This window comes from Bacillus sp. FJAT-28004 (assembly GCF_001280845.1).
Lineage (GTDB): Bacteria > Bacillota > Bacilli > Paenibacillales > Paenibacillaceae > Pristimantibacillus.
Genome location: NZ_LGHP01000001.1, coordinates 826,184 through 851,289, shown reverse-complemented (window position 1 = coordinate 851,289; position 25,106 = coordinate 826,184). Strand labels below are relative to the sequence as shown.

General features: G+C 45.2%; 23 protein-coding genes. 2 read left to right on the top strand and 21 right to left on the bottom strand.

From position 1 onward, the window contains the following. Positions 1 to 200 precede the first annotated feature (200 nt). Together AC787_RS03600 and trmL are read right to left on the bottom strand one after the other, a co-directional pair. Entirely contained in the window at positions 201 to 449 is a 249-nt protein-coding gene (locus AC787_RS03600; RefSeq protein WP_054023539.1) for an AbrB/MazE/SpoVT family DNA-binding domain-containing protein, read from the bottom strand. Positions 450 to 625: 176 nt separating this feature from the next. Next, on the bottom strand, positions 626 to 1,090 hold the full coding sequence (trmL, locus tag AC787_RS03595; protein WP_054023538.1) for a tRNA (uridine(34)/cytosine(34)/5-carboxymethylaminomethyluridine(34)-2'-O)-methyltransferase TrmL: 465 nt from the start codon (positions 1,088 to 1,090) through the stop codon (positions 626 to 628). 149 nt (positions 1,091 to 1,239) lie between these two features. Between trmL and AC787_RS03590 the strand changes: the two genes are divergently transcribed. After that, entirely contained in the window at positions 1,240 to 1,962 is a 723-nt protein-coding gene (locus AC787_RS03590) for a response regulator transcription factor (protein WP_054023537.1), read from the top strand. Between the two features lie 105 nt (positions 1,963 to 2,067). Here AC787_RS03590 and serC read toward each other — a convergent pair whose 3' ends face one another. From serC to liaF, 11 genes are all read right to left on the bottom strand, one after another. Then, positions 2,068 to 3,153 (bottom strand): 3-phosphoserine/phosphohydroxythreonine transaminase, encoded by a 1,086-nt coding sequence (gene serC / locus AC787_RS03585; protein WP_054023536.1) that lies wholly within the window; start codon positions 3,151 to 3,153, stop codon positions 2,068 to 2,070. Positions 3,154 to 3,369: 216 nt separating this feature from the next. Then, positions 3,370 to 4,794 carry a type I glutamate--ammonia ligase gene (gene glnA, locus AC787_RS03580; RefSeq protein ID WP_054023535.1) on the bottom strand — a complete coding sequence of 475 codons (1,425 nt, stop codon included), beginning with the start codon at positions 4,792 to 4,794 and terminating at the stop codon, positions 3,370 to 3,372. Between the two features lie 288 nt (positions 4,795 to 5,082). Next, a complete protein-coding gene (gene aroF / locus AC787_RS03575; RefSeq protein ID WP_054023534.1) occupies positions 5,083 to 6,144 on the bottom strand; it encodes a 3-deoxy-7-phosphoheptulonate synthase in 1,062 nt (353 codons plus the stop codon). Positions 6,145 to 6,446: 302 nt separating this feature from the next. Continuing rightward, positions 6,447 to 7,433, bottom strand: coding sequence for a 4-hydroxy-3-methylbut-2-enyl diphosphate reductase (locus tag AC787_RS03570; protein ID WP_054023533.1), 987 nt, complete (start codon positions 7,431 to 7,433; stop codon positions 6,447 to 6,449). A gap of 40 nt (positions 7,434 to 7,473) precedes the next feature. Continuing rightward, positions 7,474 to 8,997 (bottom strand): sensor histidine kinase, encoded by a 1,524-nt coding sequence (locus AC787_RS03565; RefSeq protein WP_054023532.1) that lies wholly within the window; start codon positions 8,995 to 8,997, stop codon positions 7,474 to 7,476. Between the two features lie 4 nt (positions 8,998 to 9,001). Then, complete coding sequence (locus AC787_RS03560; RefSeq protein ID WP_054023531.1) at positions 9,002 to 9,694, bottom strand: response regulator transcription factor; 693 nt, start codon at positions 9,692 to 9,694, stop codon at positions 9,002 to 9,004. Between the two features lie 85 nt (positions 9,695 to 9,779). Then, positions 9,780 to 11,462 (bottom strand): S1C family serine protease, encoded by a 1,683-nt coding sequence (locus AC787_RS03555; protein WP_054023530.1) that lies wholly within the window; start codon positions 11,460 to 11,462, stop codon positions 9,780 to 9,782. A 191-nt stretch (positions 11,463 to 11,653) separates the two neighbouring features. Beyond that, positions 11,654 to 12,067: a YugN family protein gene (locus tag AC787_RS03550; RefSeq protein WP_054023529.1), complete on the bottom strand. Its 414-nt coding sequence runs from the start codon at positions 12,065 to 12,067 to the stop codon at positions 11,654 to 11,656. Between the two features lie 75 nt (positions 12,068 to 12,142). Next, entirely contained in the window at positions 12,143 to 12,808 is a 666-nt protein-coding gene (locus tag AC787_RS03545) for a response regulator (protein ID WP_054023528.1), read from the bottom strand. 17 nt (positions 12,809 to 12,825) lie between these two features. Continuing rightward, on the bottom strand, positions 12,826 to 13,839 hold the full coding sequence (locus AC787_RS03540) for a sensor histidine kinase (RefSeq protein ID WP_054023527.1): 1,014 nt from the start codon (positions 13,837 to 13,839) through the stop codon (positions 12,826 to 12,828). 7 nt (positions 13,840 to 13,846) lie between these two features. Then, positions 13,847 to 14,866, bottom strand: coding sequence for a cell wall-active antibiotics response protein LiaF (liaF, locus tag AC787_RS03535; RefSeq protein WP_054023526.1), 1,020 nt, complete (start codon positions 14,864 to 14,866; stop codon positions 13,847 to 13,849). Positions 14,867 to 15,129: 263 nt separating this feature from the next. Here liaF and AC787_RS03530 point away from each other — a divergent pair, with 263 nt between their 5' ends. Further along, positions 15,130 to 16,425, top strand: coding sequence for an ammonium transporter (locus AC787_RS03530; protein WP_054023525.1), 1,296 nt, complete (start codon positions 15,130 to 15,132; stop codon positions 16,423 to 16,425). 65 nt (positions 16,426 to 16,490) lie between these two features. Here AC787_RS03530 and AC787_RS03525 read toward each other — a convergent pair whose 3' ends face one another. The 8 genes from AC787_RS03525 to AC787_RS03495 all read right to left on the bottom strand — a co-directional run bounded on the left by AC787_RS03525 (position 16,491) and on the right by AC787_RS03495 (position 25,082). Beyond that, entirely contained in the window at positions 16,491 to 16,874 is a 384-nt protein-coding gene (locus AC787_RS03525) for a hypothetical protein (RefSeq protein ID WP_054023524.1), read from the bottom strand. 220 nt (positions 16,875 to 17,094) lie between these two features. Further along, positions 17,095 to 17,223 carry a hypothetical protein gene (locus tag AC787_RS35015; protein ID WP_268760159.1) on the bottom strand — a complete coding sequence of 43 codons (129 nt, stop codon included), beginning with the start codon at positions 17,221 to 17,223 and terminating at the stop codon, positions 17,095 to 17,097. A 61-nt stretch (positions 17,224 to 17,284) separates the two neighbouring features. After that, a complete protein-coding gene (locus AC787_RS03520; protein ID WP_054023523.1) occupies positions 17,285 to 17,887 on the bottom strand; it encodes a 3D domain-containing protein in 603 nt (200 codons plus the stop codon). Positions 17,888 to 17,947: 60 nt separating this feature from the next. Continuing rightward, complete coding sequence (gene thrS, locus AC787_RS03515; protein WP_054023522.1) at positions 17,948 to 19,885, bottom strand: threonine--tRNA ligase; 1,938 nt, start codon at positions 19,883 to 19,885, stop codon at positions 17,948 to 17,950. A gap of 448 nt (positions 19,886 to 20,333) precedes the next feature. After that, positions 20,334 to 21,266 (bottom strand): putative sporulation protein YtxC, encoded by a 933-nt coding sequence (locus AC787_RS03510; RefSeq protein WP_054023521.1) that lies wholly within the window; start codon positions 21,264 to 21,266, stop codon positions 20,334 to 20,336. A gap of 172 nt (positions 21,267 to 21,438) precedes the next feature. Beyond that, entirely contained in the window at positions 21,439 to 22,575 is a 1,137-nt protein-coding gene (mqnC, locus tag AC787_RS03505; protein WP_054023520.1) for a cyclic dehypoxanthinyl futalosine synthase, read from the bottom strand. Positions 22,576 to 22,742: 167 nt separating this feature from the next. Next, positions 22,743 to 23,915, bottom strand: a complete 1,173-nt coding sequence (locus AC787_RS03500; protein WP_054023519.1) for a trans-sulfuration enzyme family protein — start codon at positions 23,913 to 23,915, stop codon at positions 22,743 to 22,745. 3 nt (positions 23,916 to 23,918) lie between these two features. Continuing rightward, complete coding sequence (locus tag AC787_RS03495) at positions 23,919 to 25,082, bottom strand: aminotransferase class I/II-fold pyridoxal phosphate-dependent enzyme (protein WP_054023518.1); 1,164 nt, start codon at positions 25,080 to 25,082, stop codon at positions 23,919 to 23,921. Positions 25,083 to 25,106 lie beyond the last annotated feature (24 nt).

The window sequence follows — 25,106 nt, the reverse complement described above, 5'->3', positions numbered from 1 at the left end:
CTTTATTATCGTTATGACTGTGTTTGCATTGTTCATTGTTGCGATGCTTACCAGCTCCTACAATGATGACAAAACAAAAGGACTATAAGCCGGCTGTATCCGCTTATAGCAAGCGCAACAAAAAAACGAAGCTTCCCGAAGAGCGTCAACACTCTTCTCGGGAAGCTTCATTTCGTTAAAACGGCATGCCATAACGCTGATTAGCGTTGTAGAACTGCCATTTCTTCCATACAAACACCACAAACATAACGATCCTTGAAATCACGAACCTCAACCATTGATCCGCAAAAAACACACTTTGGACGGTAACGCTCCAAAATGATATGGTCACCTTGGACGAAAATTTCAACGGGATCGCCCTCGTTCATCAAATAACGTTTACGTAATGATTTTGGAAGTACAATACGTCCGAGTTGATCCACTTTTCTTACTACACCTGCTGGTTTCATCACTTTCACCTCTTCTGTGTCTGGTTTCGCAAGCTATTTTTGAGAAACCTCTGCGTTATAGTCTTTCGATGGTACTTCTGCATTTCCTTCCTAAATTCATAATTTCTTAATATCCTGCTATAATTCTTTTTTTCAGAGCAAAAAAATTCCAAAAAATGATAAATAAATTAACATTTTTAATCGAGACCTGGAAAATCATTTTGTCTGAGCGCTTCATACACAATAATTGCCGCAGAATTGGACAAGTTGAGCGAGCGTACGGTGTCTGTCATCGGCATTCTAATGCAAGTTTCGATATTCGCATCTATTAGCTCCTGTGGCAGACCCTTTGTTTCTTTCCCGAACACAAAGAAATCGCCATCCTGATACTCGAACTGTGAATACGGCTTTTTTGCTTTTGTGCTTGCATAGAAGAAGCGGCCCTGCGGATAACTTTCGAGCACCTCTTCGAAGGAGTCATGATACTCAATATGAACGGAATGCCAGTAATCGAGGCCAGCCCTTTTCAAAGTACGATCATCCGTATCAAAGCCAAGCGGTCTTACTAGATGCAAAATAGTGCCGGTTGCAGCGCACGTGCGTGAAATATTACCCGTGTTTGCCGGAATTTCTGGTTCTACCAAAACAATATGAAATGGCATAGTTTTATTTCTCACCTCTCATTTTGCCTATTATACACGAAAATGACTAATATTTTTACACCCACTTTACGTACCGTTAATCTTAAGCATAATTTCAACCTTCATAATAGAACCATACTAGGCGGAAGCACATGGAGGAGAGCTGAATCATGCGAAAAAAAATATTAATCGTGGATGACGAACCATCTATTTCAATGCTGATTGAATTTAACTTAAAACTGGCAGGTTATGATGTACGTTGCGTAGGTGATGGTGAAGCTGTATTCGACATGCTTAAGCCCTTCCGTCCCGACTTAATTGTTCTAGACCTCATGCTGCCAAAAATGGACGGACTCCAAGTTTGCCGCGAGCTGCGCAAGCAAAGCAATGCTGTACCGATCGTTATGCTGACTGCACTGCAAGACGTAACCGATAAAATAGCTGGTCTTGATAATGGTGCCGATGATTATATGACAAAACCATTTAGCCCACAGGAGCTTGTGTCCCGTATTCAAGCTATATTCCGTCGTGTTCAATCGCTCCCTGGCACTGCCGATGACACAACCTTCAATATTGGCCGTTTGAAAGTTCAAGTTGAGCAGCGTGAAGTATTCATAGACGGCAAATCCGTTGAGCTGACACCAAAGGAATTTGAGCTCTTATTGTTTCTCTGCCGCCATAAAGGAAAAGTACTCAGTCGCCAGCAGCTGCTCCATGGCGTTTGGGATTACCATTTCCTCGGTGACACACGAATCGTCGACGTTCATATAAGCCATCTGCGTGACAAAATCGAGAAAAACGCACGCACGCCAGAATATATCATGACCGTTCGCAATGTCGGATATAAATTAAACGGTCCTCACGTTGCTGAGAGCACCCTAGCACAGGCTTAACGAACTTGTAACGTCTATACTAAAAAAACCGCCTGCTTCTTATTTAGAAGCGAAGGCGGTTTTTTTCTATTCTAGCAACGATATAGGCAAAACCAAAACCGTTTATTAACCGTTCCGTTTTTGGAAATCAGCCATAAATTGCGCTAGCGCTTGACAGCTCGCAAGCGGCACAGCATTATAGGTTGATGCTCTCAGGCCGCCGACATCACGATGTCCCTTCAAGCCTTCAAAACCTTCTTTCAACGATTCCTTAACGAACTGAGCCTCAAGCTCTTCCGTCTGAATACGGAAAGTGATATTCATCAATGAACGGCTTTGCGGCTGCGCACAGCCCGTGTAGAAGCCGCTGCTTTGATCGATAGCATCATAGATCAGCTTCGTCTTGTCGCGGTTGTATTGCTCAAGCTGAGCAACCCCGCCTTTAGCTTTAATCCACTCCAGAACCAGCTTCACCATGTACACTGAGAAAGACGGTGGTGTATTGTACAGCGAGCCACTCTTCGCATGCGTGCTGTAACGGAACATGGTTGGAATCGTTTTGGAGCTATTTTCAATAAGATCTTTACGAATGATGACAACGGTAACGCCTGATGGCCCAAGGTTTTTTTGTGCGCCAGCATAAATTACACCAAACTTGTTCACATCAATCGGTCTGCTCAATATATCACTGGACATATCCGCAATGAGCGGTACATCGCCCGTATCTGGGAACTCTTGGAACTGTGTTCCACCGATCGTTTCATTCGATGTTAAATGAAGATACGAAGCATTGCTAGGAACTTCAATTTCCGACAAAGTCGGCACACGCATAAATTTGTCAGCTTCTGTCGATGCAGCAATGACTGTTTCTCCGACAAGTTTCGCTTCTTTAAGCGCTTTGTCAGCCCAAGCCCCCGTCATCACGTAAGCTCCTGGCTTGCCAGGTTGCAGAAGATTTAGAGGAAGCATAGCAAACTGCGTGCTAGCGCCGCCTTGCAGCAAGAGTACCTCATAATTTTCTGGAATTCCGAACAATTCACGAAGCAAGGCTTGCGATTCATTGTTCACTTCTTCATACATTTTGCTTCGGTGAGACATTTCCATAATGGACATCCCTGCGCCCTGATAATCAACAAATTGCTCCTGGGCTTGCTTCAGCACCTCAAGTGGTATTGCGGCTGGTCCTGCATTAAAATTAAATGCTCGTGTCATCTTCGGATACCCACCTCTGTTTCTTTATTTATGATATGGTTATGATAGCAATTTTGAAGGGCTGCATCAAGTGTATTCCACATATTAAATAAATAAAAAGTCGAACGTATGTCGCAATACCGACAAAAAACATTCGGTTTTCGTTCATTATTTCTTATAATACATAAAAAAACGGGTCCTAGAAGGACCCGTTTCTTATATTTCTTAACGATTGGATTAGCAATCGTAGTAAAGGCTGAACTCATGCGGATGAATACGGATTGCTACAGCTTTAGCTTCTTGACGTTTTACTGCAACGTAGTTGTCGATGAAGTCTTTAGAGAATACGCCGCCTTCTGTCAAGAAATCGGAATCTGCTTCAAGAGCGTTAAGCGCTTCGTCAAGCGTTCCAGGAACGCTGCGGATTTCTTTTTTCTCTTCTTCTGGCAATTCGTAGATGTTTTTGTCGAAAGGGCCGTAACCAAGAGCAACTGGATCAAGCTTACGCTTGATGCCGTCCAAACCAGCAAGCAGCATAGCTGCAAACGCAAGGTAAGGGTTAGCAGTGTTGTCCGGCGTACGGAATTCAATACGACAGCCTTTAGGTGTTACAGCTGCAATCGGAATACGAACTGCTGCGGAACGGTTACCTTTCGAGAATACAAGGTTAACCGGCGCTTCGTAACCAGGCACAAGACGTTTAAATGAGTTCGTGCTTGGGTTTGTGATTGCGATCAAAGCCGGAGCGTGGTAAAGCACGCCGCCGATGTAGTGCATAGCCATTTCACTTAGGTTTGCATAAGCGCCTTTGTCATAGAACAAAGGAGTGTCGCCGTTGAAGATAGAAGCATGCACGTGCATACCGCTACCATTGTCACCAAATAGTGGCTTCGGCATGAAAGTAGCCGTTTTTCCATATTGGCGAGCAGTGTTGTGAATAATATATTTGAATTTCATAAGATTGTCGGCTGTTTTTGTCAATGTGTCAAAACGGAAGTTGATTTCTGCTTGACCAGCAGTTGCTACTTCATGGTGATGACGTTCAACGCGAAGGCCTGATTCCTGCAAGAGACGAACCATCTCGCTGCGGATATCTTGTTGGGAGTCAACTGGAGCTACTGGAACATAGCCGCCTTTAACTGGAATTTTCGAACCAAGGTTTCCGCCCTCTTCTTTACGGTTCGTGTTCCAGCCAGCTTCCTCGGATTCAACAACATAGGAAGATGAGTTCATTGTGCTTTCATAGCGAACTTCGTCGAAGATAAAGAATTCAGGTTCTGGTGCGAAAAATGCTGTCGTACCAATACCCGTTGTTTGAAGATACTCTTCAGCCTTTTGAGCGATGCTGCGTGGATCACGGTCATAGCGATCGCCATCAGGTGTATGAATATTACACATAACGTTCAGTGTAGGATGATCAGTGAAAGGATCAATAAATACGGATTCAGTATCCGGCATCATTACCATGTCGGAATTTTCGATACCGCGGAAACCTTGGATCGAAGATCCATCAAAAGCTACCCCGTTTACAAAAGTATCAGCATCAACCTCAGCAGCAGGAAGCGTGATGTGGTGTGCATGACCTAGAAGATCCACGAAGCGGAAATCTACAAACATAATGCTGTTTTCTTTAATATTGTCCAAAACATTTTGAACTGACATTATAATTTCCTCCATTTCCGAACATTAGCGTAGTGTTGAACAGGTATTGTTCAATTATTGCTCCAAATCCATGTCGTTATTATAAAACTAGCCTTCAATCTCCGTCAATAGCTATGTAAGGTATTTTTTGAACTCATGTTAGGTATACTTACAAGTTTGTCCGGTTGTTCACAAATCCTCCAAAATAAAAGCTGAAATCCTTGTACATATAAGGCTTTTTGATAGCGGTTACACAAACAAAAAAAAGCTTTGCCATCCTGAGATGGCAAAGCTTCGTTTGACGTTATGTTAGATTTTCCATTCCTTAAATGCGTCTGCTGGAGCTTTCGGCGTATCAAATTGCTTGCCTACGATAGGTGCAAGCTTCTCCAAGTCCTTCAACAAATTAGCGAATTGATCTGGGAACAACGATTGTACCCCGTCGCCCGTCATCGAGTTATCTGGATCGGTATGCATTTCAACGATCAAACCGTTCGCACCAGCCGCTACCGAAGCTTTGGACATTGGCTCTACCAGCTCACGACGGCCTGTTCCGTGGCTTGGATCAGAAATAACAGGCAAATGGCTGAGGGATTGAAGCACAGGAATCGCTGTTAAATCGAGCGTATTGCGCGTGTAAGTTTCGAATGTTCGGATTCCGCGCTCACACAACATGACATTTGGATTTCCACCCGCCAAAATGTACTCAGCTGCATTCAAAAACTCATCATAAGTTGAGCTGAATCCGCGCTTAAGCAGTACTGGCGTTTGAATCGTTCCAAGCTTGCGCAATAAATCGAAGTTTTGCATGTTGCGCGTACCCACTTGAAGAATGTCTGCATATTCCGCACAAACATCTACATACTCTGGCGTCATAACCTCTGTAATCGTCAGAAGCCCATGTTTCTTGCCCGCTTCCGCCATCATAACAAGACCTTCTACACCTACGCCTTGGAAGCTGTATGGCCCTGTACGAGGCTTAAAGGCGCCTCCGCGCAGCACTTGCCCGCCAGCCGCTTTGACCAAACGAGCAATCTCATCAATCTGCTCCGGTGTCTCAACCGCACAAGGACCACCCATAATAACGAGGTTGCTTCCGCCGATTTTCACACCTTTTATGTCAATAACCGTATCGTCTGGATGAAAGTCACGACTTGCTAACTTGTACGATTTTGAAATCTTAATAACGTTTTCCACACCTTTCATTTGACGCAAATGCTCAGCAAGCGTAGGCTCGGCTTTGCCGATAATACCAATGACCGTCCGATCGGTTCCTCTTGATACATGTGCCTGAACACCTGCTCTTTCGATATGAGCAACAATTTCTGTAATGCGTTCTTCTGCAATATTTGAATTAGTTATAACGATCATATGGATCACTCCTTAATATAATTGGGGGTTTGGAAAAATAATATCTGCAAGCATTCGCTTGGTAATGCCAAGCCTCGCTTGCTCCGTGCGTCTTATCTAGCTTTCTAACTTGAACACATATTCACTTCATGGCTTTTAAGCTTCGTAGCTTTTAAGCTTCTACGCTTTTAATCGCTAAAGTAAATATACAAGATAAACTTATTTCCGTCAACCCTTGTCGCAATAAAAAAGGAGATGATACCAATCCATGATGCATTTCCTGCATCACTCATTAGTTTCATCTCACTTTTCATGTTAGCTATTTATTCAGGTTTCTCAGCGGTTGCCGTTGCAGATGCCGCAGGCGTCGACTTCACTCGAACGTTAGGCAGCAGCTTATTCATATTAACCGTACGACGGATTTCCCATGTCTCAGGATTATTATGATCATACTGCTCCAAATAAGTAATGACCTCTTTAGTGAGCGGCGTCGGCGTAGAAGCACCGGATGTAACCGCAACACGATCGACACCTTTTAGCCATTCCTGTTCAATCTCTGATACATCGGAAACGCGGTAAGCTTTCACTCCTGCAATTTCCTCTGACACTTGCGCTAGACGATTGGAATTGTTGCTTCGCGGATCGCCAACTACGATCGTAAGCTGCGCTTCCCCTGCTTGCTCTGCTACCGCCTCTTGACGAACTTGAGTTGCCATGCAAATTTCATTATGAACCTCTGCAGTAGGATAACGCTCAAGAAGCTTGCTTATAACATGACGAATATCCCATTGTGACATCGTCGTTTGGTTCGTTATAAGAATGCGCCCTTCCGGCACATTAAGCGCAGCAATTTCCTCTTCCCGTTCGATGAGGTGAACCTGCTCCGGCGCAACGCCGATCGCTCCTTCAGGCTCAGGATGGCCCTTCTTGCCAATATAAATAATATGATAGCCTTCTGCCGATTTATCGCGAATGAGATCATGTGTCCTCGTAACGTCAGGACATGTTGCATCCACAACGGAAAGTCCCTTTTCTCGAGCACGCTGCCGTACTTCTGGCGAGACGCCATGCGCTGTAAAGATAACGGTGCCTTGTTCGATTTGATCCAAAATGTCGAGTCTGTTGGCACCATCAAGCGTGATGACACCTTCCTGCTCGAATGCTTCTGTTACATGCGCATTATGGACAATCATGCCTAATATATAAATAGGTCGCGGCAGCTCCAAGTTTTTGACCGTTTGCAAAGCCAGCACCATCGCGTCGACGACGCCATAGCAATAACCACGCGGTGATATTCTAACGATTTCCATTCATTGCACCTGCTTTCTGACCGGATATGCGTAACAACTATTATTCCTTCATTTCATCCGTTGCTACTATTATAGACGAATGAGACGTGTCAGAAAAGCTAATTGGCAGCCAAATCGTAAACTTCGTGCCATTTCCTTCGCTAGTGAGCACTTCTACAGAGCCTTTATGCTCATCAATTATCCATTTTGCAATGGATAAACCAAGACCTGTACCAACAGTAACTCCTCGCGATTCGTCCGCTCGATAGAAGCGTTCGAAAATATGAGGAATTTCATCCGGATTCATCCCAATTCCCGTATCTTGGATAACGAAGCCGATTTGCTGCTCTCTTCTGACTGCGCTCAGCTCAACCGAACCTTCCGACGTATATTTGAATGCATTCTCAATAAAAATAAACAACAGCTGCTGCAAATAATTGTGATTGGCATTGACGCGTACCCCATCCAATGCCGATAGATCGCCAAGCTTCCATTCAGCTGTACGCGGGAGCAGCTGCGCTCTGCGCACAACCTCCTCTGTAAGCGGCAGCAGGTCCAGCGGCGTCTTCTCCATCGTATAACCGGCGTCAGCTCTTGCAAGCGCCAGCAGATCGTTAACGAGCGTGCTCATTCGGATCGCCTCAGCAGAAATATCGCTCATCGCCTCCTTAGACATATCCCAACGATCGGAGTCCAACGGCAGCCACTCACCCGTATCGATGTTTTTGTTCGTCTCGCGAACTCGCGTCCACATCCGCTCAAGCAGCTCAATGTTCCCTCGTATCGTCGTCAACGGCGTCCGCAGCTCATGAGAGGCATCGGATACAAATCTGCGTTGCGCCTTGTAAGCTTCATCCAGTTCATTGTACGCCATCTCCAAACGCGCGAGCATCACGTTTAACGTACTTACAAGCCTTCCAATCTCATCCTTCGGTCCCATGACAGGAATACGCACACTGAGATCTGAGCCATTCTCAATTTGCTCCGTAGCACGAATGACGCGTTCAATTGGACGAAGCGCCTGACGTGCGATCAATAGCCCTACTGTAAAGGCTATAAAAACAACAATTGATGATGAAAAAATCAGAATAGTACGTAATCCATTCAGGAATCGTTCCTCATTATATGAAAATACACCCACTTGGACTAATCCCACTAAGCTGTTATCACTCTCTAAATAAACAGGTCGCTGATATGTGAGCATAGCATATTTGTTTTTGTTAATTTCGACGTGGATTTTAACAAAACCCTTCTTAGGCTTAGTATTGACCTCAGGATATGGTATAACAAATTCATAAGGGAAGTTGTTTGATTGCTTAATAGCGCCTTCCTTATAATTTACCAATTGAATATACATGTCTTTTTTGTCAATTCGAAATTGAGGACCTACTATTAAATCCAAAGTTTCATCTAGAAAATTAGTTGCACCGATAACATTGATTTTACTATTTTGAACCAACATTTGTTCTTTAATCTCAGCATACGTATTCCAATTAACAAAAATATATATAAATATCCCGAAAACGATCAATGTAACCGCAAGCAAACCCGAATACCAAAGTGTCAGCCTGAGCCTTATAGACATATGTTTAACCCGCCTCTCCGCGAAGCACATAACCGGTGCCGCGAACCGTCTGAATGAGTCGGTTTTTGCCTCCGTCCTCTACCTTTTGGCGCAGCATCGCGATATACACCTCCAGCACATTCGATTCTCCGCTGAAGTCATAACCCCAAATTTTCTCCATAATCGCATCACGCGTTAGCACTCGACGAGGATTTTGCATGAATAACAGCAATAAATCATACTCCTTGGACGTCAGCTCAATTCGCCGTCCCGAACGAATCGCTTCCCTAGCATCCATATCCAAAATCAAATCCTCATAGAGCAGTTGATTGCTTGACTGTTCTATCTTGTCTGCTTTGCGGCGCAACAAAGCACGTGTCCGCGCAAGCAGCTCCTCCAGTGCAAACGGCTTGACCAAATAATCGTCAGCTCCAAGATCGAGCCCTTTTACCCGGTCATTGATATCATCCTTTGCCGTCAGCATCATAATCGGTACCGTACTGCCTCCCTCGCGCACACGGCGGCAAACTTCCCAGCCATCCACTTGAGGCATCATTACATCAAGAATGAGCAGATCCGGCTCCGTCTTAAGCAGCACCTTCAGCCCTTCCATACCGTTAGCAGCCGTTGTCACCTCATAACCTTCAAACGCCAAGCTTCTGCGAAGCAAAGAAATAATTTTTTCATCATCATCTACGACTACTATATGTTGTCTCAACTGCTTGTCCCCCTCTATTTGCAGCAAAAAGCACAGAGCCTGCTGTCTCTCTGCGCTTTTTGTTCTTATCCATCGTCTTAAGGCATTATTGAGCGCCTAGCGTATTCTTATCACCGATCTCAACCTTCAAATTCATTGCACTGCCTTTACGCAAAATATTCAGCTCGATCTTATCGCCGACTTTTTTTGTTTTAATTTGATCAATAAGAGCTTGCGTGTTTGCGTATTTCTTACCGTCAATGCCGACGATGACGTCGAACTGCTGCAATTCAGCCAAATAAGCTGGAGAATTATAGTATACATTGCGAACGATAGATCCTTCTACTTTATCCATTCCTAACTGCTTCGCAATGTCTTCCGTTACATCCTGAAGCTCAGCTCCAATATATGGTGAGGCTGGCTTAGGAATCGTCTTGTTGTTTTTAAGATTTTCAAGCACATCTTGAATCGTACTCGTCGGAATCGCGAAGCCAATGCCTTGTGCTTGCGAGCTTACTGCTGTATTAATACCAACGACCTCCCCGTTTACATTCAGAAGCGGACCGCCAGAGTTACCTGGGTTAATGGAAGCATCCGTTTGCAGCAAATGCTCGTATTTACGTGCACCCTGCGTATCTGGAATATCAATAGGACGTTCTTTGGCACTTAATACGCCAACAGTAACGGTATGATCGAAGCCGTATGGGTTACCGATAGCAACAACCCAGTCACCAATATTAATATTATCGGAGTTGCCTAGCGGCAGTGTCGGGAACGCTTTATCTCCTGTTACTTTAAGTACTGCTAAGTCTAACTCATAGCTTGAACCCAGCAATTCAGCCGTGAATGGCTTATCATAACCTTGAACGATAACCTTGATTTGATCCGATTCTCCAATTACGTGCTGATTCGTTAAAATATAGCCCGTTGAATCGAAGAAAAATCCGGTACCGATGCCTGATTGCTGCATATTGCCTTCTTCATTCTTTTGTCCTGCATCCGGCTCTGTTGTTCCCGGGTAATCATCGCCAAAAAATTGGCGGAAAAACGAATCATCGGGCATAATGTTGCTATTGTTGCGTTTTGCGGTATTAACGAATGTTTCGATTTTAACTACCGCCGGACTAGCAGTCTCGAACAATTGAGCAATATTGTCTGGTCTAGCCGCAACTGTAGACGCGCCGCCGTTGCTGGTAGTACCCGCAGAAGCAGATGAACCCGATCCGCTAGATTGTGTATTTGATGTTAAAGCAGCTTCTTTCGTGAACCAGTTGTTTATATCCGCTGTATACATCAAGGTGCCCACTACGAGAACACCTGCTAAAAACGATGAAAAAATGGCTTTAAAGGACGTCCGACGCGGTTCCCTTACTTGCCATGGCCCTTTAGAGGACTGCGGCGATGGAGTAAACGTCCGAATTTGCGATTGTATAGACGATTGCGATCTCGCGCGCTCGGATTCCAAAGTTGAATCTGACTGCACTTGCGCTTCCTCTGTACTAGATGCCTGTGTTTGCGTTTCATGCGTATTGCCATAAGGCTGATCTTGTATCAGCTTAGGCTTATCCGATCCGTAGCCAGCAGTGGAAGGATTTCCTCCCTCTTGTGAATTCGCCTTATATGGCCCATACGAATAATAATAAGATGGCTTTGCTGGCTGCTCCTGTGACTCATTTGAGATTTGCTGTGATGAGTCAATCCCGCTTTCATTGCTATCAGCTGAGCCGTGCCCCTCTTCATTTTTCCGAAAGAAATCGTCGAATCCCTTTTTGTTGTTTTGATCGTCCATGTACGTTCTCCTCCTTGAATCTTATTGCATCATGCGTCCAATTGGCACTCTATCCGGAAACATGTTATTTGATATAGTTCTATCATGCACATTCTACCTTAAAACAAACTTAAAAGGAATTTAAACAGAAATAAAAAAAACGCTCCCAAATGATTTTGGCAACGTTTTTTCGAACCCTTTTACGATGAAAATCAATGCAGAAAAAGCTGCTCCACTTCATTCAATGCATCCTTTGCGCGATCGATCCACTTTGGTTCTACCTCAGCATCCGGATTTGAAGGCGATTGAAATTGATCGAACAGCGCTCCTGCTACACGTACGGATGCTTCCGGATCATTTCCTTCTCGGTACTCATGCTTAAGTACATAAGGGGTGCCCATCATGATCCTCGCCTCATTATCTTTTTCCCCAACATCGATATGACCAGCAATGACTTCAAAAGGAATGCGAAGCCAAACTTTATGCGCATCATCAAGCGCTCGGTCAAAGGAACCAGCAGCATACTCCCAATTGCCGCCAAGCGTGAATTGCTGCGACTCCAGCAGCTCTTTCGTTTCTAAGAAATGTTGCTCCCGTGACTCCAGCACGGACGAAATGGGTATCATGAAGGCTTCTCCTCTACACTAGCTTATTTCTAATCTCTTTTTGCTAGTAGGTAGTATACCCTCCCATTTCCACCTTTATGTGCGATTAGCCCAGCCCTTGCGATGGGCCAGCACAGCAAGTTGAGTTCGGTCGTCAAGCTCACACTTCATCAATAAATTGCTGACATGTGTTTTTACCGTCTTCACGCTAATATGCAGCTCTTCAGCAATTTCTTTGTTTGATTGTCCATCTGCGATAAGAAGCAGCACTTCCTTCTCACGTTCCGTCAAGCCCTCATCACCAGACTGCGCTGTCTTCTGTCTTAAGCCTCTCGTTAGCGCCTGCGAAACGTCTGCGGTCATGACCGGCATTCCTTTGAAAGCGCCACTGATCGCATATATAAGCTCTTCTGCAGAAACGGTTTTGAGAACATAGCTGACAGCGCCAGCCTCGATCGCACCATAAACCTTATCATCCTCGAGAAAGCTGGTCAGCATTACGATTTTCATATCTGGAAAATGAGAGATAATCGCCCTTGTCGCCTCAATGCCATCCATGCCAGGCATCATAAGATCCATCAAAATAATATGAGGCCTCATTTCCTCCGAGCTTGCCTTCAGCATGTCTATTGCAGACTGTCCATTGCTCGCTTCAGCAATGACATGAAGCTTCGGCTCCAACATTAGATAAGTTCGAAGGCCCGTCCTTACCATATCATGATCATCCACTATCATCACTTTTATAAGCTCAGATCCACCCATTATTCTAGCTCTCCCCGCTACATTTTTGGTATCGTAACCTTTACCCTCGTCCCGCTTCCTGACTTACTCCAAATTTCGGCCGCGCCGCCAAGCTTCTGAGCTCTTTCCTGCATCGTAGACAGTCCGTATGAGCCGCGCTTCACCCCATCTACATTGAAGCCGATTCCATCATCCTGCAAAATCATGCTAACCTGCCGTTCCGTATCTGCCATTGTCAGCGTACAGCCCTTCGCTTTTGCATGCTTTACGATATTCGCCATTGCTTCTTGGGCAATGAGAAAAAGCTGATGCTCCTTCGCTTCGGATAAGCGCTCCTTCAAACGCCATTCAAGCTCACCCTGCAAATTATTTTGTCGGCAATAATCAGGGAACCACTTATCTAGTGCTTCATATAATGTTCGACCTTCAAGCTCCATAGGCCGCAGCTGAGCAATAAAATTCCTCATTTGTTTCTGAGCTAAATTAGACATATTGACGAGCTGCTCGAGCACGGAGTCAGCCCGTTCACGATCAACCTGCTGCAGCTTTGGAAGCGAAGAGGCGCACATATGAATAGCGAATAATTGCTGGCTTACCGTATCATGCAAATCTCTTGCCAAGCGCTTGCGCTCCTCGAGTACAGCCGCTTCATTCGAGGCCGATTCCGTCATCACGTACTCTTCGCCTCGAACTTGCAGCCATTTCATCTTTTCTTCCATTTGCTGTGCGAGCTCATTAAACTCACGATAAACCTCAATAAACGAATTGTGTCCACCCTCTGTGATCCGAACGCCGAAGTTGCCGTTAGAAGCTTGCTTTAACGATAAATGGAGCGTATCAATTCGGCGTCCAATTCGCTGTGCCGCCCAGTAGCCAAAGGCCACGCTCACAAGGATGAAGACGGAGGCGGCCCCAAGGCGCACTTCCGTCTTATTGACTTCATCTATTAGTCCATTCCAAACCACCGCTCCAAGGAGCAGAGACAGGGAAGATGCAATGACGAACATTCCAATGAGTTCCCACTTTCCGCTCCTCAAAAAACGAACCATCATACCCGGGTCACCCTACCTTTGTAACACGAACATCTCCGATAAACGTGCTAACGACCAGTTTAATTTTTTTGTTCGATTCTTGATAGGTAGGCGATTGAATATTGATATTCGTAAACAATCCGCCTTCTTTCTGGCCTAACACCTTCACATCGCCAATAAAGGCGCTTGAGACGACCTGTACGCCTACTTCGTAATCATTCGGGACGTATACCTTTACATCGCCAATAAATGAAGAAACATGAATTTTCGTTTCACCCATAGAAACCTGAGCCTTTGTTAAATCGAGCACTGTATCTCCAATGAAATGGGATATATTGAGCGGCTTTAAATCCCAATAATCATGACCGATATGAATATCCCCAATAAAGCCGGAGCGATTCTGAACATTCGAATCGTTGTGGTTCCACCACTCCACATGCTCCTTATGATTTCGTTTCCAATCTTTCTCATTTTTTTTGAGCTCTGATTTATGGTGGCTTTTCCATTCCTTATACTCTTTCTTGCTCGCAGAAAAATCATCATAGTGTTTATTTGATGCATTTTCTTGCTTCTCTTCCTTAGAGTGGGTGTCCGCTGGCTGCTTCGTAGGATCGGGATGTAGAGGCGGAGCAGGCGGAACAGATGCTTCATCCGTGTAAGGACGGTACGATTTCCAATCATCAGTTGGCGGAGTCTGGCGCTTTGATCTTGGTCTCCAAATAATATTGATCCCGATTAAAATAACAGCTATTGGCCAAATGTAAGGGATGATGTCGCCAATAGACCAAGAGAACAAATCTAAGTTGCGTCCCAAAAATATACAGCCAATAAGCAGGACGATTGCGCCCCACCAGCTTGAGCCCGAGCCGTATGTTCTGCTGGACAACAATCCGCGAATACCTACAATCATGATGATAACAGGCCAATAGGTAGAAAAAAGATCGCCAATATCAAAGGTCACATGACCCGTTTGATTCAGTAAAAACAAGACGCCAACTGCAATGATGATTAATCCGGTGAATAACCGGTTTGCGAAGTTTCCGTTCATGCGGCACCAGCTCCTTACGATTCCATCGTTGTTTGATAATCATAGTATAACGGACAACATCCAATAGAAAAAGGGACGGCCGATTGAATTGTTAATCGGTCTCTAGACTGAGCATTTGTTGATTCTATCCATTTTAAACCTAACACGCGTCATAAAACATAACGTTCAGCGTTGACATTGCTAACGTCTTCTATTTATAATGATGAACGGATTAGGAAAATCGAGACTACTAAAGATGATTACTAGGAATAGGAGATGAAGAAATGGACGTTATCGAACTGTCAAAAGGCTTAGATACGATCTGGGTCGTTTTGACAGCGGCCATGATCTTGCTCATGGAAGGCGGATTCGCACTGCTTGAAGCAGGATTTGTTAGGCAAAAGAATGCCGTAAGCATCATTATGAAGGTTTTTGTCGACATCGCTTTCGGCGCACTTGTTTTTTACTTTTTTGGATTCGCTCTCATGTACGGGCAGGACGCAGGCGGAATCATCGGAACGACCGGCTTCCTCATCAATGGAGACCTGTCTCACATAAACTTAAATATTACGCATGAAACCTACTGGTTATTCCAATGTGCATTCGTTATAGCCGTCATTTCAATCGTGTCTGGCGCGGTAGCGGAGAGAATAAATTTTAGAGCTTATATCTTATTAACTATTGCAATGACAGGTTTCATTTATCCGTTAGCAGGACACTGGGTATGGTCAAGCAATGGCTTTCTTGGTTCGCTTGGTATGATTGATTTTGCCGGGTCCGCCGTCATTCATGCTTTGGGCGGTTTTTCCGCACTTGCTGCTGCCATTTTCATTGGCCCGCGTATCGGCAAATTTAGCCCTGACGGCAAAGCGAATATCGTCCCGCCTTCTAACTTGCCGCTAGCTTCTGTTGGCGCATTCATTCTTTGGTTTGGCTGGTTTGGCTTCAATGCAGGCAGCACGCTTAGTGCTACAAACGGCTCAATCGGACATATTGCAATTACAACAATGCTCTCGGCTGCTGCCGGAGGCGCCACATGTATTCTGTTTACGATGTTCCGCTATAAGAAAGCTGATCCGCCTATGGTCATTAACGGTTCACTCGCTGGCCTTGTGGGCATTACAGCAGGCTGCGCATTCGTATCCGATATCGCTGCAATCGGTATCGGCGCAGTATCAGGAATTGCGATGGTGCTGGTTACAGAGTGGCTCGAGCGCAGACAGGTCGACGATCCTGTTGGCGCCTTTGCCGTACATGGCGTCAGCGGCAGCATCGGTACACTCGCAGTCGGCTTATTCGCACTCCCCGAGCTAACCGAAGGCGTAGGCAAGGGTTACTACGGTTTATTTTATGGGGGAGCCTTTGACTTACTGGGCGTTCAAGCGCTTGGGTTAATTATCGTTTCCCTTTGGGGCTTCGCTCTAACATGGGGCGCACTATGGCTGATTCGCAAAGTAATTCCTGTCCGCGTCTCCAAGGATGAGGAGCTCATCGGTCTTGATGTTGGTATTCACGGAGTTCCTGCATACAGCCAGGAGCATGATTTCCTCGATTATGATCGTTTGAAAAACAGCAAATAATAACAAAGAACCGTCCAAGCCGATGTGGCCTGAACGGTTCTTTGTTATTTATACGTATGATGCAATTAATCGTTCATCTCATTGGCAAGCTCATAGGATACCGTTACAATATCGGTCGGAGCCGCTACGTTTTTTATGGAACGAGCACTTTCGATTTCCAGACGGAGCGCACGAACTTTCTCCATCGGTTTTCTTACAAAATGTATATATTCAACGGCCAGATGATGATCGGGCTTCCTGCCTGTCAGCATTCTTCTAAGTGTAGACATCGATTGATACGCGCGGTCTTCCATCAGCCTTCTTTTCTCATAACGCTCAACCATCTGTTCAATTTCAGCTATTTCCTGCTCTTTCTTAGCAACGTAGGCATCAATAAAAGGAAAAACCTCGCCCGCTTTACGATGATGGGCAGCAATTACAAAGCCTGAATGGATGATCGGATCTGTCATGAGAATTCACCTGTCTCGTCATGTTATTATTTCTTACATATGTAATCATACAACAAACCGAGGTCATTTGAAAACTCTTTTTTATGCGAACGAAATATCTGCGCCAATGACACCTACTACGGTACCGTCGGTACTCCGTAACGGAATCGAAACGGGACAAAAGAAAAGAGGAACCGTTAAGGTTCCTCTTTGATTTCTTCTCATGGCATAGCAAAAAATATTACTTCTCAGCTTTTTGCTGAGCATTGTTTGCCGCTTGTTTGCCAGCAGCGTTGTTCTGGTTAAACTCTTCTGCGAATTCTGCATTGTATTGATTGTTTTGGGCTTTGTTGTTTTTGTTTTTAGCCATTGTATTCACCTCCCCGGTTCATTGATAGTATGGCATTCTTGCCGCATATTATACGACCTTTTTACGATTCTAAATACGTCTGCGGAATAGGCTTTCCAGCCTCTATTGCCAAATTAATTTTGTTCAGCCATGCCTGTGAAAGCTTGCCCGTTCCTATTCGCAGTACCTCTACATGAACCGTGCGCTTCCCCCACTGCTCGTACACCTGCTTGATCGTTTCAAAATACAAATCGATGCGTTTTCCCTTTATGGCTGAGCCTGTATCAGCCACCACACCATAGCCATAGCCAGGTATATACAGCAGCGTTCCAATAGGAAAAAGCTTTGTATCCGCCGCTATCGTAGAGACTTGATCTCTGCGTACCTTTACGCCTGAATAGGTGATTCCATATTGCGGATGCCCTGGGCGTTTGCCGGTCGATTCTACGCCAGCTGTATAACCTGTAGCAACAACTTCAACTTTATTCGGCTTGGTTTTTATAGAATTGGACGCTGCTGCTTTTGACTTGCCTAGGTTGTCGCTTTTGCTTGCAACAGCGCCCTGCTCTGGCGCCGCTGCTTCAGCATGTACTGTGCCGCTCATTGTATCTAAGCCGATGACGATAACAGACAGGAGCAGCAAAGCGGTTAAACCTTTTTGAATATAAAAAAAGCTTGTAGCCATCTGGGTACTTCCTCCTCAGAAGAATAATGCCCCGATGGCTCAAGCTTTATGCGTTAATTATTATTGTTCTTTGTTTGCGATCTGCTTTTGCAATAGAGAAATCAGCTCTGTAACAGGAAGCGCGCCAAGATCACCCTCGCCGCGTTTTCTTACAGAAACGGCTTCTGCTTGCATTTCATTCTCGCCAACTACGAGCATATAAGGCGCTTTTTCAAGCTGAGCCTCACGAATTTTGTAACCTAGCTTCTCATTGCGCAGGTCACTTTCTACACGAATGCCGTTTTCTTGCAGCTGCTCTGCTACTTTGCGTGCATACTCTTCATAAGCAGTCGATACCGGGATGACCTTCGCTTGTACTGGTGACAACCATAGCGGAAGCGCGCCAGCAAAATTCTCTAACAAGAAAGCAGTCATTCTTTCCATTGTGCTTATGATGCCGCGGTGGATAACGACCGGACGATGCTTTTTGCCATCATCACCGACATATTCAAGCTCGAAACGCTCAGGAAGCAAGAAATCAAGCTGTGCAGTCGACAATGTCTCTTCTTTGCCAAGCGCAGTTTTAATTTGAACGTCAAGCTTAGGACCGTAGAATGCAGCTTCACCTTCAGCTTCGAAGAACGGAAGTTCCAGCTCCTCGACAACCTCACGCAGCATGCGCTGCGACATTTCCCACATCTCATCATTTTGGAAATACTTTTCAGTATCCTTAGGATCACGATAAGATAAGCGGAAACGGTATTCCTTAATTCCGAAATCCTCATAAACCTTACGGATCAAGTTAACAACACGTGCAAATTCTTCTTTAATTTGATCCGGACGGCAGAAGATATGCGCATCATTAAGGGTCATAGCACGTACGCGGTGCAAGCCTGTGAGCGCGCCTGACATTTCGTAGCGGTGCATCGTACCAAGCTCAGCAATCCTTACAGGCAGATCACGGTAGCTCCGCATGTCACTTTTGAACACCATCATATGGTGAGGACAGTTCATTGGACGAAGAACGAGCTCTTCGTTATCCATGATCATTTTTGGGAACATATCCTCGCTATAGTGCTCCCAGTGACCGGAAGTTTTGTAAAGCTCCACATTCGCAAGTACCGGCGTATAGACATGCTCATAACCCAGTCTTTCCTCTAGATCCACGATATAACGCTCCATCGTTCTACGAAGCTTCGAACCATTCGGCAGCCATAACGGCAAGCCTTGACCAACCTCACGCGAGAAAGTGAACATTTTCAGCTCACGACCTAGTTTACGGTGATCACGTTTCTTCGCTTCCTCTAGGAAGTGAAGATGCTCATCCAATTGTGCTTTCTTAGGGAAAGCTGTTCCGTAAATACGCTGCAGCATTTTGTTTTTGGAATCTCCGCGCCAGTAAGCACCAGCTACGCTTAACAGCTTAAAGGCTTTAATTCGGCCAGTAGAAGGCAAATGCGGTCCACGGCATAGATCGAAAAACTCACCTTGGTCATACATCGTAATTACTGAATCTGCTGGAAGATCACGAATAAGCTCCAGCTTAAGGTTATCGTCAAGCTCAGTGAAAATCGACAGCGCCTCGTCTCTGCTAACTACACGACGACGAATATCGATGTTTTGCTGAACAATTTTGTCCATTTCCTTCTCAATCTTCACAAGATCCTCAGGCGTCAACGATTGCTCCATATCAATATCATAGTAGAAGCCATCCTCGATTACTGGACCGATTCCAAGCTTAACATTCGTATTCCCATACAAGCGTTTGATTGCTTGTGCCAGCAAATGAGCTGTACTATGGCGATATACTTCAAGGCCGTCAGCTGAATCAACGGTAACGATCTCAATTGCGGCATTTTTCTCGATAGGTGTATATACATCTACTACTTTACCGTCAATTTTTCCGGCAATCGCATTTTTGCGCAAACCCGTACTGATCGAGCCTGCTACTTCTTCAATAGTTGTGCCAGCAGCATATTCTCGTACCGCGCCATCTGGCAAAGTGATTTGAATTGTCATTTTGGTTCATCCTCCATTTTGTCCGTAAGCAAGTTACGCTTCCATTCATCATTCCAAGCAAAAAAGAGCACAAAAAAAGCACGCATCCCTAAAAAAGGGACGAGTGCTTGTGTGCTCGTGGTTCCACCCTACTTCGACTGCTCTCATTACCTAACGCAGCAGTCCTCGTATTATCTGGTAACGGAGATTTCCGGTATAGCATACTGCTATAGCAATCAGCTTCATAAGAAACTTGCTACAGGTTGGGCTATACAGCTTCAAAGGGGTATGTCTGTGGACATTATGGAAGGAAATTACAGCCGTGTTTCCTCTCTCTGGACCAAACATCATAAACAGACACATGTCTTTTTCATTGCCGATTACTTCGTATATGTGTGTCATTATAGCTCGACTTGAGCGTTTGGTCAAGGCTATAAGCTTCAATTGTGCGCTAATTCGTTAATTGCACCTATGGCTGAACGAGTTCATCAAGGCTGCTGCTGCAAGAAGCACATTGCAAACATACGGTAACCCGTTGATCAAAGATCGTTTGAATCGTCCGAATAACCTGCATATCCTGCTGCCTTGTATGGATCGTAATATGCTTAGGAGATACGGCAATCAGCGAGCTGATGACCATGTCTTCGATATTCATTTCCGTTTCAAGCATTTCTGCTACAATGCGATCCGTTGGCGGATTCGGGTCAAGCGGTTGGAAGCTTTCGTCATAAAGCATGAATTCGTGTCCGCCCTTATGCAGCAAATGGACCATCGGCAGCTTCGTGTCTTGAAGAAAAACAAAATATTTTAACAGGGAAATAAACTCCTGGTATTGTTTATCGAGCACATACTCATCTAATGCATATTCTACGACCTCAGCTAGTTCCTTCCGATATGGCTCGAGTCTAAATGTCGTAAACCCCTTAACGTTAAGCTCGGTATTATCCTGCAAAAAAAACTTGACCTCAGCGGCTACCTTGCTCTTTCGTCTTAAACGATCCGCATCCAGAAATCTCGTTCCAAGACCGTCCCATTCTTTCCCATGCAGCAAATCATGACAATATCGCTCGATAGCAGCTGTATCGGCTGAACTATTATTACGATACTTTCTGCGAATAATAGCAGCTAGCAACCCAGGCTCCATCTCACTTACTACAAACTCAGCTATGGCTAGTGAAGCTGCTTTATATACGGCTTGGCCGTGCAGCTTTAACTGAAATTCCGGCAGCAGTGCTTTACAGCTTATATCCTGATCAGATATCTGCTGAAAATCAATGACGGCTGTTTGCTCCGTTTTTGAGCCAATATGTAAATCGACGAGCACTTGTTCCCTCAACAAATGAGTTAGTTTGTTTACCGACTTTTGGAGACTTGCAGGTAACGATACCGTGAATAGCTCCATCAGCTCACCCCTTTCCTTCCTTATCAGTATATGGTGCCGCGTACGGGGATATACGATGAAGACATTGGAATGTAAGGGAAGCAAGCATACAAAAAAACGTTTGCCGAACTTCCCTGCTGCTTAGTGGGATGTTCAACAAACGTATTTTCGCTACTTATATGCCTAAGAGGCACTAATTTTGCATGACGAAATCTAGATCAGCTTTATCGGATTCATTGTAAAGCTTCAAAATATTATATTTCGTATCACGTTGAGCTGGAATTTTGCCGCACTCACGAATAAGCTGAAGAATAAGTTCAATGTTTACTTTATGTGTCGTTCCGGCAGCGGAAACGACATTTTCCTCAATCATGGTGCTTCCAAAGTCATTGCAGCCATAAGATAACGATAACTTGCCCATCTCAGGACCCATCGTCACCCATGAGGATTGGAAATTCGGAATATTATCAAGCATGATGCGGCTAGCCGCAACAATACGCAAATATTCCTCTGGTTTAGCTTTCTCAAGCTTTAGGTTTGTGTTGTCTGGCTGGAATGGCCATGAGATAAACGCCAAGAAGCCCGTCGAATCATATTTGTTCGCGATGCATTCATCTTGAGCATCACGGATGCGCAGCATATGTAATGCTCGCTCTTCAACGGTTTCACCAAGTCCATACACCATCGTTGCTGTCGTATTCATGCCATGACGGTGCGCAGATTTCATAACGTCCATCCAGTCTGTCCAAGAGCCCTTCATGCGGCTGATCTTGCGACGTGTGCGGTCATCCAAAATTTCAGCACCGCCGCCAGGCAAAGAATCAAGTCCAGCATCATGCAGCTGTCTAATGACTTCATCGAGGGAAAGGCCATTTGATACAACCTTCATCTTCTGAATTTCTGCTGGAGAGAACGAGTGCATCGTTATACCCGGGAATTGCTGTTTGATTTTGCGAAGCAGATCCAAATAATACGTAAACGACAAATCTGGATTCGTACCGCCCTGCATCAAAATTTCGGTACCGCCAACGTCGATCGTTTCTTGAATTTTGTTCAAAATCGTATCGTCAGGCAGTACATAACCTTCTTTAGAGCCTGGAGCGCGATAAAACGCGCAAAAGCGGCAATAAACATCACATACGTTCGTGTAGTTCACATTTCGACCAACGACAAACGTCGTTATTGGTTCTGGATGATGCTTCAGCATTATTTGATTTGCCACATGCCCCATCTTTTCAATCTGATCTGAGGCTAACAATTCCATGCCTTCTTCGAGCGAAATTCGCTCACCGCGCAACGCTTTATCCAAAATATGGTCCAACGTTCCCATTCCGCAAGACCTCCTTATGTCCGTTCTTTTTGATACTAACCATCACTTCATCCTAACATATATCTCTAGTGCAAGTCACCCGCCGTATGATGGCATCTCGCCCTGAAATAAGGAAAAACACGGCATGTTCGTTAGAACATCCGTGCTTTCCTTTCTTTTCGTCCCTTTTAGGCGCGAAGAGCATTATCCAAATCTTCAATAAGATCCTCAATATCCTCTAGGCCAACCGAGTAACGAACCAATCCATCTGTAATGCCGCGTGCATGACGGACTTCTCTAGGCATTGAAGCATGAGACATCATCGCTGGGTAAGAAAGAATGCTCTCTACTGCACCCAAGCTTACGGCTACAAGAGGAATTTGAACTTTGCTCAGCAATGTTTTGGCACGTTCACCGCTTCCTACGTCGAAGGATACGACAGCTCCGTATCCAAGCGACTGCTTCTCATGTATGGCCCGGCCGGGATGATTCTTTAAACCAGGGTAATAAACAGCCGTTACTTCCTTATGCTCAGACAACCATTCAGCAAGCCTGCGGGCGCTTTGTTCGCTATATTCCATCCGAGCTTTCAGCGTCTTCATGCCGCGCATTAACAGCCATGACTCTTGGGCGCTTAGAACCGTGCCCATTCCGTTTTGGAGCTGCTTCAAGCGCTTGCCAAGTCCTTCGTCAGCGGTAACCGCAAGACCCGCCAGCACGTCGCTATGGCCGCCAAGAAACTTTGTCGCACTATGCAGGACGATATCGACGCCATGCTCGATTGGCCGCTGGTGATACGGAGTCATAAACGTATTATCAAGCAGTGTAAGCAGGCCATGCTCTTTCGCCCAAGCTGTCGTCTCTGCAATATCTGTAATTTTGAGTGTCGGGTTGGAAGGCGTCTCCATAAATACTGCTTTCGTATTTGGCTTAAGCGCCGCCTTAACTGCTTCAAAATCCGTCATATCTACAAAGGTAGACTCAATGCCAAGTCGATCCAAAATCGTCGTCAGCAAACGGTAAGTTCCGCCGTATACATCCTCCGTTAAGATGACATGCTCTCCAGCAGACAGCAGCAGAAATGTTGTTGATATGGCTGCCATGCCTGACGCAAATGCGAAGCCGCGAGCACCGCCTTCAAGCAGTGCGATGTAATCCTCAAGCGCTTGGCGTGTTGGATTACCGGAACGGCTGTAATCATATTGCGGCGGATTGAAAATATCATGATGATGGAATGTCGAAGCTTGATAAATAGGTACGCTTGATGCTCCTGTATGCTCATCAATCTCAGCTCCGAAATGCAGCAGCTTCGTTGCAAAACGGCGATCTTGAGGTTGAATTTTGTTGTTGTCGTTGCTCATCGGTTATTGAACCTCCTCTATTTCACGTTTTGCAGCTTCGAGCGCTTGCGCTAAGTCGCTGATCAAATCATCCGCATGTTCGATGCCGACCGAGAAACGAAGCAGACGATCGTCAACGCCGATTGCTTGACGAATTTCGAGAGGGATGTCGGCATGCGTCTGAACCGAAGGATACGTCATCAAGGATTCAACCCCGCCTAAACTCTCAGCAAATGCAATTAGCTTAATGTGACGAAGAATCGGCTCCACATAACGAGCGTCCTTTAACCGGAAAGAGAAAATACCTGTATTGCCGGAGGATTGCCTATTCTGAACCTCATGTCCAGGATGATGTGGCAATGCTGGATAATATACATCCTCTACCGCCGGATGCTCAAGCAAATAGTTGGCAATCGTGGTGGCATTATACTGGTGACGCTCCATTCGAAGGGCAAGCGTCTTCATTCCCCTCATTAGAAGCCATGAATCCTGAGGCCCAAGCACCGCTCCGATGGAATTGTGCAGGAATGCCATCTCATCCGAGAGCTCCTTGCCTTTTGTTACGATTAGACCAGCAAGAACGTCATTGTGGCCACCTAAATATTTGGTCGCGCTATGAATGATAATATCAGCACCCAGTTCAATTGGGCGTTGGAAGAATGGCGTAAGCAGCGTATTGTCCACAATGGTAAGCAAGCCTTTGGACTTCGCCCATGCAGTTACTTTCTCAATATCTGTAATCATCATAAGCGGATTCGTTGGTGTTTCTATAAGAACCGCTTTCGTATTCGGCGTCCATAATGCCGCCATGGCATCAATATCATTTGTATCCACATACGATGCTGTCACACCAAACCTTGACATGATCCGCTCTAGCAAGCGATAAGTACCGCCATATAAATCAAGAGATACGATCAAATGATCGCCCTGGCTGAATAAAGCGAATATCGTTTGCAGAGCCGCCATGCCGGAGCTACAGGCAAATGCTGCATCTCCTGCTTCTAATTGTGCAGCCGCTTCTTCTAATACAGCTCTTGTAGGGCTTTTCGTGCGTGCATAATCAAACCCTGTACTCTGTCCTAGCTTAGGGTGACGAAATGCTGTTGCTTGGTATACTGGAAAGCTTATCGCCCCAGTTACAGGCTCTTTAACAGATCCAATCTGAGCTAAATGGCTTTCTATCCTCATTGTAATGTAGCACTCCCTAATATA